Origin of the sequence: Streptomyces sp. ISL-36 (assembly GCF_018614205.1) — a bacterium.
GTDB lineage: Bacteria > Actinomycetota > Actinomycetes > Streptomycetales > Streptomycetaceae > Streptomyces.
Genome location: NZ_JAGGOS010000016.1, coordinates 15,393 through 30,819, shown reverse-complemented (window position 1 = coordinate 30,819; position 15,427 = coordinate 15,393). Strand labels below are relative to the sequence as shown.

13 protein-coding genes are annotated in these 15,427 nt (G+C 71.3%); all 13 read right to left on the bottom strand.

Translation table 11 applies throughout. The features are described from left to right. Positions 1-22 precede the first annotated feature (22 nt). Positions 23-1,408, bottom strand: a complete 1,386-nt coding sequence (locus J7E93_RS04415) for an aspartate aminotransferase family protein (RefSeq protein WP_215065907.1) — start codon at positions 1,406-1,408, stop codon at positions 23-25. After that, complete coding sequence (gene dxs, locus J7E93_RS04410; protein WP_215065906.1) at positions 1,405-3,369, bottom strand: 1-deoxy-D-xylulose-5-phosphate synthase; 1,965 nt, start codon at positions 3,367-3,369, stop codon at positions 1,405-1,407. Before dxs ends, J7E93_RS04415 begins: the two co-directional genes overlap by 4 nt. Positions 3,370-3,443: 74 nt before the next feature. After that, a complete protein-coding gene (hpnH, locus tag J7E93_RS04405; protein WP_215065905.1) occupies positions 3,444-4,466 on the bottom strand; it encodes an adenosyl-hopene transferase HpnH in 1,023 nt (340 codons plus the stop codon). A 7-nt stretch (positions 4,467-4,473) separates the two neighbouring features. Next, on the bottom strand, positions 4,474-5,124 hold the full coding sequence (locus tag J7E93_RS04400; RefSeq protein WP_215065904.1) for a 1-hydroxy-2-methyl-2-butenyl 4-diphosphate reductase: 651 nt from the start codon (positions 5,122-5,124) through the stop codon (positions 4,474-4,476). Next, a complete protein-coding gene (shc, locus tag J7E93_RS04395; RefSeq protein WP_215065903.1) occupies positions 5,124-7,106 on the bottom strand; it encodes a squalene--hopene cyclase in 1,983 nt (660 codons plus the stop codon). Before shc ends, J7E93_RS04400 begins: the two co-directional genes overlap by 1 nt. Before the next feature lie 108 nt (positions 7,107-7,214). Next, the gene (locus tag J7E93_RS04390; RefSeq protein WP_215065902.1) at positions 7,215-8,315 is read right to left on the bottom strand and encodes a polyprenyl synthetase family protein; all 1,101 of its coding nucleotides are present in this window, start codon (positions 8,313-8,315) and stop codon (positions 7,215-7,217) included. Beyond that, the gene (hpnE, locus tag J7E93_RS04385; protein WP_215065901.1) at positions 8,312-9,709 is read right to left on the bottom strand and encodes a hydroxysqualene dehydroxylase HpnE; all 1,398 of its coding nucleotides are present in this window, start codon (positions 9,707-9,709) and stop codon (positions 8,312-8,314) included. Before hpnE ends, J7E93_RS04390 begins: the two co-directional genes overlap by 4 nt. 82 nt (positions 9,710-9,791) lie before the next feature. Then, positions 9,792-10,742: a presqualene diphosphate synthase HpnD gene (gene hpnD / locus J7E93_RS04380; RefSeq protein WP_215065900.1), complete on the bottom strand. Its 951-nt coding sequence runs from the start codon at positions 10,740-10,742 to the stop codon at positions 9,792-9,794. Further along, the gene (gene hpnC, locus J7E93_RS04375; protein WP_215065899.1) at positions 10,739-11,650 is read right to left on the bottom strand and encodes a squalene synthase HpnC; all 912 of its coding nucleotides are present in this window, start codon (positions 11,648-11,650) and stop codon (positions 10,739-10,741) included. Before hpnC ends, hpnD begins: the two co-directional genes overlap by 4 nt. Positions 11,651-11,964: 314 nt before the next feature. Continuing rightward, positions 11,965-12,618 (bottom strand): TetR/AcrR family transcriptional regulator, encoded by a 654-nt coding sequence (locus tag J7E93_RS04370; RefSeq protein ID WP_215065898.1) that lies wholly within the window; start codon positions 12,616-12,618, stop codon positions 11,965-11,967. Between the two features lie 160 nt (positions 12,619-12,778). Next, positions 12,779-13,564 (bottom strand): ABC transporter ATP-binding protein, encoded by a 786-nt coding sequence (locus tag J7E93_RS04365; RefSeq protein WP_215065897.1) that lies wholly within the window; start codon positions 13,562-13,564, stop codon positions 12,779-12,781. Then, positions 13,557-14,486, bottom strand: coding sequence for an ABC transporter permease (locus J7E93_RS04360; RefSeq protein ID WP_215065896.1), 930 nt, complete (start codon positions 14,484-14,486; stop codon positions 13,557-13,559). The genes J7E93_RS04365 and J7E93_RS04360 overlap by 8 nt, the downstream gene beginning before the upstream one ends. Before the next feature lie 50 nt (positions 14,487-14,536). After that, positions 14,537-15,409 (bottom strand): glycosyltransferase family 2 protein, encoded by an 873-nt coding sequence (locus J7E93_RS04355; protein ID WP_215065895.1) that lies wholly within the window; start codon positions 15,407-15,409, stop codon positions 14,537-14,539. Between the last annotated feature and the right edge of the window lie 18 nt (positions 15,410-15,427).

Sequence of the window (15,427 nt, the reverse complement as noted above, 5' to 3'; positions counted from 1 at the left end):
ACAACCTCCCGGGGCAATACACCTAGCGCTGTGCGACCGCCTGCTTGACCAGGGTCTTTCCGAAGTCCCACATCAGACCGCCGCCTCCATGGGCGTCGTCCATCACCGCGGTGAACGCCGTCACGAAGCGGTCCACGTCCGCCTCGTCGATGATCAGCGGCGGAATCAGTTTGATCACCTCCAGGTGATCGCCCGACACCTGGGTCAGGATCCGGTGACGCTGGAGCAACGGCACCACGACCATCTGGGCGAAGAGACCCTTGCGGGCGGCCTGGAGCATGGTCCACCGGCTGCGCAGCCCGAGCGACGACGGACGCCCGAACTCGATCCCGATCATCAGCCCGCGCCCGCGGACCTCGTGCAGCAGCTCGTAGCGCGGCACGAGAGCCTTGAGCTTCGACGACAGCAGCTCGCCCACCCGGCGCACATGCGCCACCGTGCCCTCGCTCTCCATGACCGAGAGCACCGCGAGCCCGGCGGCCATGGCCTGCGCGTTCGAGCCGAAGCTCGCCGAATGCACGAGGACCCGGTCCATGGACGAGTAGACCTTCTTGAAGATCCAGTCCTTGCCGAGCGTCGCCCCGACGGGCACATAGCCGCCGGAGAGCGCCTTGGCGACACAGACCAGGTCCGGTTCGACCCCCTCCTCGTGCTGGTACGCGTAGAAGTCACCGGTCCTGCCGAGCCCCGTCTGCACCTCGTCGGCGATCAGCAGCGCCCCGTGGGCGCGCAGCAGGTCCTGGGCGGCGCGCAGGAAGCCGGGCGGGGCCTCGTGCACGCCCTTGCCCTGGATGGGCTCGACGACGAACGCGGCCACGTCACCCTTGCGCACCTCCCGTTCCAGGGCTTCGAGGTCGCCGAGCTCGATCGCGGTGTCGGGCAGGAGCGGGGCGAAGCCATCCTTGAAGCACTTCTCGCCGTTGACCGAGAGCGACCCGGTGGTCAGTCCGTGGAAGGCGTGGGTGCAGTAGAGGACCCTGGGCCTCCCGGTGGCGTACCGGGCGAACTTCAGCGCGGTCTCCACCGCCTCCGTACCGCTGTTGCCGAAGAAGACCCGGTCGAGGTGCGGGCTGTGGGTGAGCAGCTTCTCGGCGAGGAGTCCCGGCAGGGGCTGGCAGTCGAAGCGGGTGAGGTCGGCGAGCGAGGCGTCCAGGACGTCGTGGAGGGCCTTGCGCACGACGGGGTGGTGCCGGCCGAGTCCCATCACTCCGAAACCGGCGAGCATGTCGAGGTGGTCGCCGCCCTCGGCGTCCCAGAAGTGGGCGCCCTCGGCCCGTTCGTAGACCTTGTCGAAGCCGATCGTGTGGAGCATGCGCGGCAGCTGGTGGTTGAGATACCGGGTGTGCAGCTCGTAGCGCTCGGCGCCGCGTTCGGCGAGCAGCGCTGCGAGGTCGAACTCCTTGCTCATTGACCGTTCTCCTTGCGTGCCAGGGCCGCACCGATCCGTCCGGCGATCTCCACCGGGGTGAGGCCGAGGTCGGCGAGCAGCTCGCCGCGCTTGGCGTGCGGCAGGAACTGCTCGGGGATCCCGAACGTGCGCAGGGGTACGTCGACACCCGCGTCCCGCAGGGCCTGCCCCACCGCCGCGCCGACACCGCCCGTGCGGATGCCGTCCTCGACGACGGCGACGAGCCGGTGCCGCGCGGCGAGCGGGGCGAGGGCCTCGTCGACCGGCTTGATCCAGCGTGGGTCGAGGACGGTGCAGCGGATGCCGCGCCCCGCCAGCAGGCCGGCGGTCTGCAGGCAGACCTCCGCCATCACGCCGACGGCCACGAGCAGCACGTCGGCCTCCGCCCGCCCCAGCGGGACGTCCCCGTGCCGCGGCGGGACGCCGGCGCTCCGTGGCGGGACGTCGGAGCCCCGTGGCGGGACGTCCTCGTGCCGCAGCAGGACGTCCATGCCGCCGACACGGCCGACGGCGGGTACCGGCTCGCCCACGGTCTCCTTGGGGAAGCGCAGCAGCGTCGGGGCGTCGTCGACCGCGACGGCCTCGCGCAGCTGGGCCCGCAGCTGCTCGGCGTCCCGGGGTGCGGCGATCCGCAGGCCGGGCACGACCTGGAGGACGGACAGGTCCCACATGCCGTTGTGGGAGGCGCCGTCGGTGCCGGTCACGCCCGCGCGGTCCAGGACGAAGGTGACGCCGCACCTGTGCAGGGCGACGTCCATGAGCAGCTGGTCGAAGGCGCGGTTGAGGAAGGTCGCGTACACGGCGACGACGGGGTGGAGCCCTCCGGCGGCGAGGCCCGCGGCGCAGACGGCGGCGTGCTGCTCGGCGATCCCGACGTCCCAGACCCGGTCGGGGAACCGCTCGGCGAACTTGGTCAGGCCCACGGGATGCAGCATGGCCGCGGTGATCGCCACGACGTCCGGCCGCTCGGCTCCGATGTCGGCGATGGCGTCACCGAAGACGGAGGTCCAGGATGGGCCTGCGGCCGGGGCGATCGGCGCGCAGGTGAGCGGGTCCATGGCCCCGACGGCGTGGAAGCGGTCGGCCTCGTCGGCTAGCGCGGGATGGTAGCCGCGGCCCTTCTGGGTGAGGCAGTGCACGAGGACCGGGCCATGGAAACGCTTGGCGCGGCGCAGCGCGGTCTCGACGGCGCCGATGTCGTGGCCGTCGACGGGGCCGACGTACTTCAGGCCGAGGTCCTCGAAGAGGCCCTGGGGGGCGAACGTGTCCTTGAACCCCTTCTTGGCGCCGTGCAGCGAGTCGTAGAGCGGCTTCCCGACGACGGGTGTGTGGTGCAGGACGTCCTTGCCCCAGGCGAGGAACCGTTCGTAGCCGTCGGTGGTCCGCAGGGTGGCCAGGTGGTGGGCGAGGCCGCCGATCGTCGGGGCGTAGGAGCGCTCGTTGTCGTTGACGACGACGACCAGCGGGCGGTCCTTGGCGGCGGCGATGTTGTTCAGCGCCTCCCAGGCCATGCCGCCCGTGAGGGCTCCGTCGCCGATGACGGCGACGACGTGGTCGTCCTTCTTCAGGACCTCGTTGGCCTTGGCGAGACCGTCGGCCCAGCCGAGGACGGTGGAGGCGTGCGAGTTCTCGATGACGTCGTGGACGGATTCCTCGCGGGAGGGGTAGCCGGAGAGGCCGCCCTTGCTGCGCAGTTTGGAGAAGTCCTGGCGGCCGGTGAGCAGTTTGTGGACGTAGCTCTGGTGGCCGGTGTCCCAGAGGATACGGTCGGCGGGCGAGTCGAAGACGCGGTGCAGCGCGAGGGTGAGCTCGACCACGCCGAGATTGGGCCCCAGGTGTCCGCCGGTCCTGGCCACCGCTTGGATCAGGAACTGCCTGATCTCCTCCGCGACTTCGTCGAGTTGTGCGCCGCTCAGCGGCCGGAGGTCGCGCGGCCCCCGGATGTTCTCCAGAATCGTCATGCTCGGCCCCCTCTCTGGCCCGGGCCGGGGAGCCCGCGCGCGACAGGCGTCGCGGGCTCCCCCGCTCCCTCAGATCACCGGTTGTTTCCCGACACGGTCTCGCGGACCGCCCGGAGGGACTCCTTGAGGGAGCCCATCGTGGCGAGGACGGCGGTGGGCTCGTAGCCGCAGTGCGCCATGCAGTTGGCGCAGCGCGGGTCCTTGCCCCGGCCGTACTTGTCCCAGTCGGTCTCCTCGATCAGCTCGCGGTAGGTGGGTACGTAGCCGTCGCTCATCAGATAGCAGGGTCGCTGCCAGCCGAAGAGGGAGTAGTTGGGGATCGCCCAGGCGGTGCACGGGAAGTCGGCCTTGCCCTCGAGGAAGTCGAGGAAGAGCGGCGAGTGGTTGAGCCGCCAGCGGCCGCGGTTGCCGCCGGCGAAGGCCTTCTTGAAGAGCTCCCTGGTCTGTTCGACTCCGAGGAAGTGCTCCTGGTCCGGGGCCTTCTCGTAGGCGTACGCGGGGGAGATCATCATCTCGTCGACCTGGAGGTCGTCGTTGAGGTAGTTGAGCACCTCGATGATGGTCTGCGGGGTGTCGGTGTTGAAGAAGGTCGAGTTGGTGGTGACCCGGAAGCCGCGCCGCTTGGCCTCCTTGATCGCCGCCACCGCCTCGTCGAACACCCCTTCCTTGGCGACGGATTCGTCGTGCCGCTCACGCAGCCCGTCGATGTGCACCGCGAAGGCGAAGTACCGGGAGGGTGTGAAGTTCTCCAGCTTCTTGCGCAGCAGCATGGCATTGGTGCAGAGGAAGACGTATTTCCTCTTCGCCACCAACTGGCGAACGATTTCGTCGATCTGAGGATGCATCAGCGGCTCGCCACCCGCGATGGAGACCATCGGCGCCCCGGATTCCAGGACCGCGCCGACCGCCTGGGCGACCGGCATGCGCTGCTTGAGCACGCCCGCCGGGTGCTGGATCTTTCCGCAGCCCTCGCACTTGAGGTTGCAGGCGAACAGCGGCTCGAGTTCGACGATCAACGGGAACTTCTCCCGCTTGCGGAGCTTCTGTTCGAAGAGATAGGTCCCGACCCGGATGGACTGACGGAGCGGCATGGCCATAACTCGCTCACCTCCTGGGGAGCAGCAAAGAACGGTGCCATTCGAAGAATGCGGGAAGGACGGCACGAAGAACACGGAAAGCCGATATTCCACCGCGTACCGTGCCGATCCGGACCAGTTCATGTTCTGGAGCGTCCACGACCACCCGTACGGCCGCAACCGGGCGGGGCCCGGCGGTCAGCGCGGTACGGAGCGTGGCGGCCGACTCCATGTCCACCGCGATCGCGCCGGTGGCCCTCAGCTCGGCCCGCTCATGCCCCCGGACCACATGGTCGGAGCCGGTCAGCGGGCCGGTGTGGATCGTCTTCCCGGGCAGCGCCCGGCTCAGCGCCTTCACCAGGAGATCGGTCCCGGTGCAGGGGGTGGTCCCGTCGGGGCCGCGGGTCTCGTCGGCGACGATCAGGTCCCCGGGGTGCATCCCCGGGGCGAGCCCGGCGCAGAAGCCGGAGGCGATCACGGCGGCGTCCCCCCAGGGTTCCCGGCCGAGGGCCCGTGAGACGGCCCGGCGCGCCTGGGCGGGGCCCATGCCGGTGCGCACCACGGTGAACGGGCCGGGCGCGCCGTCCCGCCCGCCGCTGCGCAGGGCCAGCTGCTCGATGCCGAGCGCGCAGGCGATCAGCAGCGGCGCGGAGCCGGCGGGCCCCGGCTCTCCGCCCATCAGGCCTCCCTGGAGACGGTCGGCTCACCGTTCACGTAGCGGCCGAGCGCCGTGAGCGGGAACACCTGGCGGTAGAGGTGGTAGTTGATGGAGAAGTCCCAAGGGAACCCGGTGCCGGTGAAGTACGGCTCGTCCCAGGAGCCGTCCGGGAGCTGGGTCTCGGCGAGCCAGGCGACGCCCCGTGCCACGGCCTCGGACTCCCGCTCGCCGGCCGCGAGCAGGGCGAGCAGCGCCCAGGCGGTCTGCGAGGCCGTCGAGGCCCCGTGCCCGATCCAGGCCTCCTCGCGGTACGACCGCAGATCCTCGCCCCACCCGCCGTCCTCGTTCTGTACGGACACGAGCCAGGCGACGGCCCGGCGGATCGCGGGGTCGTACCGGGGCAGACCGGCCGCGGTGAGGGCGGGGACCACCGAGCCGGTTCCGTACACGTAGTTGACTCCCCAGCGTCCGAACCAGGAACCGTTGGCCTCCTGTTCGGCCAGCAGCCACTCGATTCCCCTGCGGGTACGGGGGTCGTGGGCCTTGCCCTCGTAGGCGAGCATCTCCACCACATGGGCGGTGACGTCGGCCGACGGTGGGTCGATGACCTCCCCGAAGTCGCAGAACGGCAGCCGGTTGGGGAAGGCGCTGGTGTTGTCGGCGTCGAAGGCGGCCCAGGCCCCGTTCCTCGACTGCATCCCGAGGGTCCAGCGGGCGCCTCGGGCGATGGCGCGCTCGGCCTGTGCGGGGTCGGGGTGCTTGACGCGGCGGAGCGCGAGAATGACCTCGGCGGTGTCGTCGATGTCCGGGTAGTTGTCGTTGTGGAACTCGAACGCCCAACCGCCCGGCGGGAGTCCGGGGCGGCGCACCGCCCAGTCGCCGGGCCTGACGATCTCCTCGCCCAGCATCCAGTCGGCGGCCTTGACGAGCGCCGGGTGGTCCGGCGGAAGGCCCGCGTCGGCGAGGGCGATGGTGGCCAGACAGGTGTCCCAGACGGGCGACTGGCAGGCCTCGATCATCCGCGAACCGTCCTCCCGCCAGACGGCGAACCGGTCGAGGGACTCCAACCCGGCGCGCATGACGGGGTGTTGCAGGTCGTAGCCGAGCAGGTAGAGAGCGATCACCGAGTAGACGGCCGGGGGCTGGATTCCACCCCAGCAGCCGTCGTTCTCCTGGCGTTCCACGATCCAGCGGGCGGCGACGTTCATGGCGGCCTTGCGCAGCCGGCGCGGGGCGACCTTGTGGTAGAGGTGCAGCGCCTTGTCGAGTCGCTGGAAGACTCCGTCCCAACTGGCTGCGGGGGCGAGGGGCTTGACCGGATGGGGCCGGGACGGATCGGTGTGCAGCTCGTCGAGCGGGAAGGGCGCGGGGCGCACCGGCCGCTTGGCGGAGACGACCGTGAGCGGCACGATCGTCTGCCGGGCCCAGCAGCCGAAGTCGTAGATGTTGAGCGGGAACCACTTCGGCAGGAAGATCAGCTCGGGTGGCAGCTCGGGCAGGTCGTCCCACTTCCACCAGCCGAAGAGGGCGAGCCAGATCCGGGTGAAGACCCGGGCGGAGGCGATCCCGCCGCGGTCGCGGATCCAGGCGGCGGCGCGGGCCATGTGCGGGTCTTCGGGGAGGTCGCCGGCGAGGCGTAGCGCCACGTACGCCTCGATGGTGGTGGAGAGTTCGCCGGGCCCGCCGTGGAACGTGGCCCAGGTGCCGTCCTCGCGCTGCTCACCGCGGATGTGGAGGGCGGCGGCGCGGGTGGTGTCGGTGTCCTGGATGCCGAGGAACTGGCGCAGCAGGAGGTCTTCGGCGTCCATGGTGACGTTGGTCTCCAGGTCGCCCTTCCACCAGCCTTCGGCGTCCTGACGGCCGAGGAGATGGTCGACGGAGCGTTGCGCGGCGCGCGCGGCGGCCTCGTCCAGGCCGGTTGTCGCGGGCGCGGTGTCGGTTGAGTTGGCCGCGGTCGCCTGGGGGCCCACGGCCCCGGCGCTTCCGTCGGTCGTCGCTGTCATGGCTTCCCCTTCGTGCAGTAGGTCTACTTCTGCTTCTTCGGGTCTGCCGTCGGCCGGTGCCCGGTGGCACCGGCCGGCGACTGCGAACTCATATCAGAGTGATGGTGATCATCTCTTCCGTACGACGACGAAATCGGCCAGTGCGGTCAACTGCGCCCTGACCCGCTCGGGCATGTCGATCTCGTGGAGGGCCTCGATCGCGATGGCGTGCTGGCGGCGGGCCTCCTGGGCGGTCCAGTCCCGGCCGCCGGCCTCCTCGATGAGAGCCGCGCGGGTGGCGAACTCCTCCTCGGAGAAGGAGTCGAAGTCGCTGGTCTTGGCGTCGGCGGCAAGCAGTTCACCGAGCTGCTCGGAGGCCGGTCCGCCCGCGGCGAGGGCGGCGACGACCGGCAGGGACTTCTTGCGCTGCCGCAGGTCGCTCCAGGTCTGCTTGCCGGTGGACTCCGGGTCGCCCCAGATGCCGAGCAGATCGTCGACGGCCTGGAAGGCGAGGCCCAGGTGATAGCCGTACTCCTCCAGCTTGTCGGCCGTGCGGTCGTCGGCGCCGCCGAGGACGGCGCCGATGGAGACGGCGCAGGCGAGCAGGGCGCCCGTCTTGTTGCCCTCCATCTCCAGGCACTCCTCGACGGTGACCCGCTCGCGGTGCTCGTAGGAGATGTCCTGGGCCTGCCCGTCGATGAGCTTGCGGGTGGCGGTGGTCAGCCGGCGGGTGGCGCGGCCGGCCTCGACGGTGCCGAGTTCGAGCAGCAGCTCGTTGGCGAGGGCGAACAGGGCGTCGCCGACGAGGATCGCCTGGGCGGGTCCGTGCACCTTCCAGACGGTGTCGCGGTGGCGCCGCTGCTCGTCGCCGTCCATCAGGTCGTCGTGCAGCAGCGAGAAGTTGTGGACGAGTTCCACGGCGACGGCTCCGGGGACGCCGACCTCGGGGGCGGCTCCGGCGGCCTCGGCGGAGAGCAGTGCGAGCGCCGGGCGGACGGCTTTGCCGCCGTCGCCGTCGGCCGGGTTGCCCTGCGCGTCGATCCAGCCGAAGTGGTAGGCGGCCACGGTGTCCATGGGCGGTGCGAGCCGGTCGACGGCCGCCCGCAGGACGGGGGTGGACAGGGTCCGCCCGCGCTCCAGCAGAGCGGTGACGTCCGCGGTGTCGACGGCCGGATTCACCGGGGGCACAGTCGGCACGGTCTCTCCTCTTGTTCCAGTACTCACACTCATGCCGCCTCCTGCAGCGGATGTTCATGGCGGCGGCCGAGGGCGGAGAGCGCGGCGCCCGCGGCGCTGAAACCACTGCGGACGGCACCCTCCATGGTCGCGGGCCAGCCGGTGGCGGTCCACGCGCCGGCCAGGTACAGGCCGGGGGCGTGGGTGCGGGCGCCGGGGCGGAGCCGGCCGACGCCCGGTGTGGGGGCGAACGTCGCTGTCCGCTCCCGGGTGACGAAGAAGTCCCGGATCCCGGCGCCGCGGGCGGCGGGCAGCAGCCGCTCCAGCTCCGGGAGGTAGCGCTCGCGCAGGACGGCGACGGGTTCGTCGATGTCGTCCTGGGCGGCGGACTGCGAGACGGCGAGGTACTGCCCGCCGCCCGCCAGCCCCGAGGAGTCGGTGCGGTCGAAGACCCACTGGACCGGGGAGCCGAGCGCCGTGAAGAAGGGCTGCCTGAGCACCTTGCGGTCGTAGACGACGTGCAGGTTGAGGATGGGGGCGGTGCCGATGTCGAGGAGCCGGTCGGGGTCGTGGAGGGCGCCCTCGGGGAGGAGTTCGCGGGTCTCGCGTTGCGGTACGGCCAGGACGACGGCGTCCGCGTCGAGCGTCTCGCCGGGCACCTCCACGGTCCAGCGGCCGTCCTCGCCACGGGAGATCCGCTGGGCCTTGGTCCGCAGTTCGGTCCGGACCCCGAGGGAGTCGAGGGCCTTGCGGGCCAGGGTGTCGTGGAGGTCGCCGAGCGGGACGTGGGCCCAGCCGATGTCGGCGGCGCCGGGCTCGGAGAGGAGCCCGGTCTTGAAGACCATCGCGGCCAGGCCCATGGAGGCGTGTGGGGCGGTGGCGTTGAGGGTGGCGACGCCGACGAGGTCCCACAGGGCCTCGATGGCGCGCGGCGACTGGCCGTGGCGGCCGAGCCAGGTGGCGAAGTCGATGCCGTCGAGGGCCGGGTCGGCGGGGTCGAGCCGCTTCAGCGCGAGCGCGGCGCGGCCGACGCTCGCGCGCTCGGCGAGGGAGAGGTGCGGATAGGTGGCCAGGCTCTGGGCGAGGTGCAGCGGTACGGGCAGGGCGCTGCGGCGCAGCCGTCCGAGGCGGGGTCCGCGCGGGTGGGCCACGTCGAGGACCGGTACGTCCAGGCGCTGCTGGAGCGGCGCGAGGTGGGCGCCCTCGACACGGTCGAGGAACCAGCGGTACGCCGTGCAGCAGCGCAGATAGACGTGCTGCCCGTTGTCGACGGTGAGCTCTCCGCGCCGGAAGGAGAACGCCAGGCCGCCGAGGCGCGGCCGCCCTTCGAGGAGCGTGACCCGTGCCCCGGCGTCGGCCAGCTGCAGCGCGCTGGTGATCCCGGCGAGTCCGCCGCCGACGACGACGGCGTGCGGCTGTCCGTCCGGGCGCGTGGTGTCGTCGGTCATCCGTTTCCCCCCAGGGCCTTCGCAGGCAGGGACGCGGGGGCGGCCGTGCGGGTTGCCCGGTGAGGGGACTCGTACGGGGGCCTCACACACGCCTCCTGACGGCTCGTCGGGAGATGTGCCGGGTGTCGAGCCCGGAGAGGCCGCGCACGGCGACGTACGCCTTCTCGCGGCCGGGCAGCGAGACGCGGCCGCGCAGCACCGCGTCGGGGTCGCGCTCGATCCGGTCCAGCAGGCGGCGGTAGATGCCGGCCATGGCGGCGACGCAGGCGCCGCTGCGCCGGTCGAGCATGGGCAGCAGGCGGTAGCCCTCGGCGAACAGGGCGCGGGCGCGCCGGACTTCGAAGTGCACGAGGCCGGTGAAGTCGGCCCCTGCCGACGGGGTGTCGCGCTCGAAGCCCTCGCCGCAGCCGAACTTGGCCAGGTCGTCGGCGGGCAGGTAGGTGCGCCCGTTCCCGGCGTCCTCGCGTACGTCCCGGAGGATGTTGGTGAGCTGCAGGGCCAGGCCCAGCGTGTCGGCGTACTCGGGGGCACGTTCCGCGCCCTGCGCGCCGGGCTGGGTGCCGAAGACGCCGAGCGAGAGACGCCCGATGGCCCCCGCGACGCACCGGCAGTAGACCTTGAGGTCGTCCCAGGTCTCGTACGTCTCGCCGCGCACGTCCATCAGGACGCCGTCGATGAGTTCGTCGAGGCCGCCGAGGGGGATCGGGAAGCGGCGGGCGGCGTCGGTGAGGGCCACGGCGACCGGGTCGGTGTCGTCCTCGTCGACGGCGCCCTGCCGGATCCGCTCCAGGAGCGCCCGGGTCGCTTCGAGCCGGTCCCGCTTCGCCTCGGGGGCGAGCGCGCCGTCGCCGATGTCGTCGACCCGCCGCGAGAAGGCGTACAGGGCCGACATGGCCTGCCGTTTCTCCGTCGGCAGCAGTCGGATCCCGTAGGCGAAGTTGCGGGCCTGTTGTCCGGTGACCGCCTCGCAGTAGCTGTACGCGGCCTGCACCGGCGCTGACGTCTCCGTCTGTCCCTCCACGGTCCGGCTCACCCCTCTCTCCGCGCTCTGAGCAGGACCGCTCCCGCGTGGCGCATCAGACTCGGCTTGGTGGGCTTGGGCGGCTTCGGCAGTACGTCGAATCCGGCGGCGGCGATCGCGTCGAGCGCGGCGTGTCCGCCGGCCGTGAATCCGGCGAGCAGCAGGCGCAGTCTGCCGTGGACGCTGCCCACCAGCGGCGTGCCGTCGTGGAGCAGTGCGCGGGCGCGTTCGACCTCGAAGGCGATGAGGGCGCGCACCGAGGCGCCTCCGGTGGGCCGGGCGAGGTCGTCCTCGGTGACGTGGAAGCGTTTCATGTCCTGGGCGGGCAGGTAGACGCGGTCCCGGCCGAGGTCCTCGGCGACGTCCTGGAGGTGCTCGACGATCTGCAGCGCGGTGCAGATGGCGTCGGAGCGCCGGACGCGCTCGGGGGTGGCCGTGCCGGTGATCCCGAGGACGAGGTGGCCGACCGGGTTCGCGGAGAGTGCGCAGTACGCGGCGAGGTCGTCGTACGTCTCGTAGCGGCGGACGAGCTGGTCCTGGCGGTTGGCCTCGATCAGGCCGAGGAAGGGCTCGGGGGTGAGGCCGCACCGCCGTACGGTCGGCTGGAGGGCGCGCAGCAGCGGGTGGCGGGGGGTGGAGTCGAAGACGCGCATGAGGTCGGCCTCGAAGGCGTCCAGCAGCGCGAGCCGGTCCTCCGCCCGCTCGGGGGCGACGCCGAGGTGCCGGGCGTCGGCTCCGCCGGGGGCGAGATCGCCGTCGCCGATGTCGTCGACGAGGCGGGCATAGCCGTAGACGGCCATGAGGTCGTCGCGCCAGGCGCGCGGCAGGAAGAAGGGGGCCACGGGGAAGTTCTCGTCCGTGGCCTTGTCGAGCGTGGTACGCGAGGAGGCGTCGGGGCGCACCAGCCGGGATCGCGTCACTGGGGTCTGCCCGACGCGGGGACGGCGACACCCTCGTGGAGCTGGAGATTTCGCGTCATGGCCGTCACATCTCCTGTTCTACACTGCCGATCCAATCCATCCTATTTCGGACACGCCACCGGGCCCGCCCGGAGGGGTCACCGCAGACGGCCGGGATACCTAGGGGGTATCGCCCCACTTGCCACGAATCAGCACCGCTACAGCTTACGTTGTACAACGCCCGGTGCCGCGTCGGGGTGCCGGGCGCCGCGCGAAAACATCGTCCGGCGAGTCAACTTCCGCCGAAAGGGCGGACGTTCACGTTCCCTTCGCCTTCAGTCGGCGCGCACTCCGGAGACGACCATGGCGAGGGTCGATTCGACGACGTCGGCGCGGCGCTGCTCCGGCAGGCGGCGCAGCGGGCCGTCGAGCAGCAGGAGCGACAGTCCGTGCACGGCCGACCACGCGGCGGCCTCGGCGGCCGGCCGGGCCCGGCGCGGGATGGGGCCGACCCGGGCCAGGGCGTTCAGCGCCTCTGTGAGCAGGGAGAACGCGCGGATCTCGGGCTCGGGCTCGGGGACGCGTCCGGGCGGCGCCCACTCCTCGCCGCAGGCCGGACGGGGCGTACAGAAGGCCGCCCGGTAGAGGCCGGGATGGTCCAGGGCGAAGCCGACGTAGCCTCGGCCGAGGGCGGCGAGCCGCAGCTCGGCGGCGACGGTGGGGTCGTCCGCGCCGGGGGCGCGGGCCGCGGCGCGTTCCATGGATTCGGCGAGGGCCCGCTGGGCGTGGATCTTGACGGCCCGCAGCAGCGCGCCACGGCCCTCGAAGTGCCGGTAGGCGGCGGTGGGCGAGACGCCGACGCGCCGGGCCGCCTCGCGCAGCACGACCCGTTCGGGGCCGCCTTCCGTGGCGAGGTCGACGGCCGCGCAGACCAGCGCATTGCGCAGGTCGCCGTGGTGGTAGGACTTTCCCCCCGAGATCGCTGCCATGCGCTCATCCTGCCCGATGTTGACCGCATGAACATTCCAGCGGGGGCACGACGCGCGCACAAAGGGGTCGGGGCGCGGCTCTTTCCGCGGAAGTGCGGCGGCGGAAGACGGACGGCCCCCGCCGGGTCGGCGGGGGCCGTCGCGCAGTGCCCTACGGGGGCTACTTCCCGGTGTCCTTCTCGTACGCCTTCAGAACCTCGTCGGTGGGCCCGTCCATCATGAGCTCACCCTTCTCCAGCCACAGCACCCGGTCGCAGGTGTCCCTGATCGACTTGTTGCTGTGACTGACCAGGAAGACCGTGCCGGCTTCCTTGCGGAGCTCGCGGATGCGCTCCTCGGAGCGGATCTGGAACCTGCGGTCACCGGTCGCGAGCGCCTCGTCGATCATGAGGACGTCGTGGTTCTTGGCGGCCGCGATGGCGAAGCGGAGCCGGGCGCCCATGCCGGAGGAGTAGGTCCGCATCGGCAGGCTGATGAAGTCGCCCTTCTCGTTGATGCCGGAGAAGTCGACGATCCCCTGGTACCGCTCGCGGACCTCGTCCTTGCTCATGCCCATGGCGAGGCCGCCGAGGATCACGTTGCGCTCACCGGTCAGGTCGTTCATCAGCGCCGCGTTGACGCCGAGGAGCGAGGGCTGACCGTCGGTGTAGACCTTGCCGCTCTCGGTGGGGAGCAGCCCTGCGATGGCCCGCAGCAGGGTCGACTTGCCGGAGCCGTTGCTGCCGATGAGGCCGATGGCCTCGCCCCGGTAGGCGGTGAAGGAGACACCGCGTACGGCGTGGACCTTGCGGACGCCCCGCGAGACCTCGGCCTTGCCGCGACCGAGAATCCGGCTGAGCGCCGCGGTGGCACTGCCCTTTCCACCGCCTCCGGTGTTGACCCGGTAGACGATGTGGACCTCGTCGGCGATGACGGTGGGGATGCGTTCCTGATCGGTGTCAGCCACGGCCGTACCTCTCCTCGGCCTTCCAGAAGTAGACGAAGCCCCCGAGGCCGATCGCCAGGGCCCAGCCCAGGGCGGCCATCCAGACGTGCGAGGGCAGGTTGGCGGAGCTGTAGCCGTCGATCAGGGCGAACCGGATGAGGTCCATGTAGAGCGCCGCCGGGTTGTACATGAGGGCGTCGGCGATCCAGGCCGGCTTGTCGGCGAGCATCACGGGGATCGAGAACATCACGCCGGACGCGTACATCCACGTGCGCATGATGAACGGCATCAGCTGGGCGAGGTCGGGCGTCTTGGCGCCCATCCTCGCCATGATCATCGCGAGTCCGACGTTGAAGACGAACTGCAGGAGCAGGGCCGGGACGAGCAGCAGCCAGCTCAGCGACGGATAGCTGCCGAAGGCCATCGCGACGGCGGCCAGCACGATCATGGAGAACAGCAGCTGCTGGAGCTGCTGCAGCGCGAACGAGATGGGCAGCGTGGCCCGCGGGAAGTGCAGCGCCCGGACGAGTCCGAGGTTGCCCGAGATCGCCCGCACGCCCGCCATCACCGAGCTCTGGGTGAAGGTGAACACGAAGATCCCGGTCACCAGGAAGGGGATGTAGACCGAGGTCGGCATGCCCTGACCGGCGTCGAGGATCAGCCCGAAGATCAGGTAGTAGACCAGCGCGTTCAGCAGGGGGGTCGCCACCTGCCAGAGCTGGCCGAGCTTCGCCTGGCTGTACTGCGCGGTCAGCTTCGCCTGGGAGAAGGCCAGGATGAAGTGGCGTCTGCCCCACAGCTGGCGGAGGTACTCGAAGAACCCGGGCCGGGCGCCGCTGACCGAGAGACCGTACTTCGCGGCCAGCTCGGCCGGGGTCAGGCCGTCGTCGGCGGACGGCGGGGCGCTCGTCGCGACCGCACCGTCGTGGGTTGTGTCACTCACAAGTCGAAACTTTCGTATCCAAGATGCGCGGCAAGTCGGGTACCACGGTGTCAGACGACCGGCGGGCGTCCCAGTCGGGTCAGCCGCCACACCGTACGCCATTTCATGGGCCGGCGCGGTCCGCAGGGGGCGGCCCAGCCTTCCCGGAAACCTCCGAGCCACGCCTTGAGGGCGGGGACGGAGGGCCGCCGCGCGAGCGTCAGCAGCAACCAGACACCGAGATAGACCGGAACCAGAGGAGCGGGCAGGTTGCGCCTGGCCAGCCACACCCGGTTGCGGGCCACGTTGTAGTGGTACGTCGCGTGGCGGGAGGGAGGTGTGGTGGGGTGGAGCAGCACCATGTCGGAACGGTAGTCGATCATCCAGTCGGCGTCGAGCGCCCGCCAGGCGAGATCGGTCTCCTCGTGGGCGTAGAAGAACTCGTCGGGCAGGCCGCCGACTTCGGCGAACACCTTCGTACGGACGGCGTTGGCGCCGCCGAGGAAGGTGGTCACGCGCGAGGAGCGCATCGGGTCGGCGGCGCGCAGCCGCGGCACGTGCCTGCGCTGGGTGAGGCCGGTTTCCGGGTCCGCGATCCGGAAGCTGATGATGCCCAGCCTCGGGTCGGCGGTGAAGGCCTGGCGGACCAGCTCGGCGGTGTCCGTGTTGGCGAGCAGACCGTCGTCGTCCAGGAAGAGCAGGACGTCCACATCGGTGCCACCGGGGCCGAAGGCCTCGATACCGACGTTGCGGCCGCCGGGGATGCCCAGGTTCTCCGGCAGGTCGATGGTGCGGACGCCCTCCGGCATCCCCGTCACGGGGGCGCCGTTGCCGACGACCACGACCTCGATCGGCTCGCCGTCCTGCTTGGCGACCGAGTCGAGGAGCGCGCGCAGGTCGTCCGGGCGGTTGCCCATGGTGATGATGACGGCGCCCAGCTTCATCGGCGTACTCCCACTCCT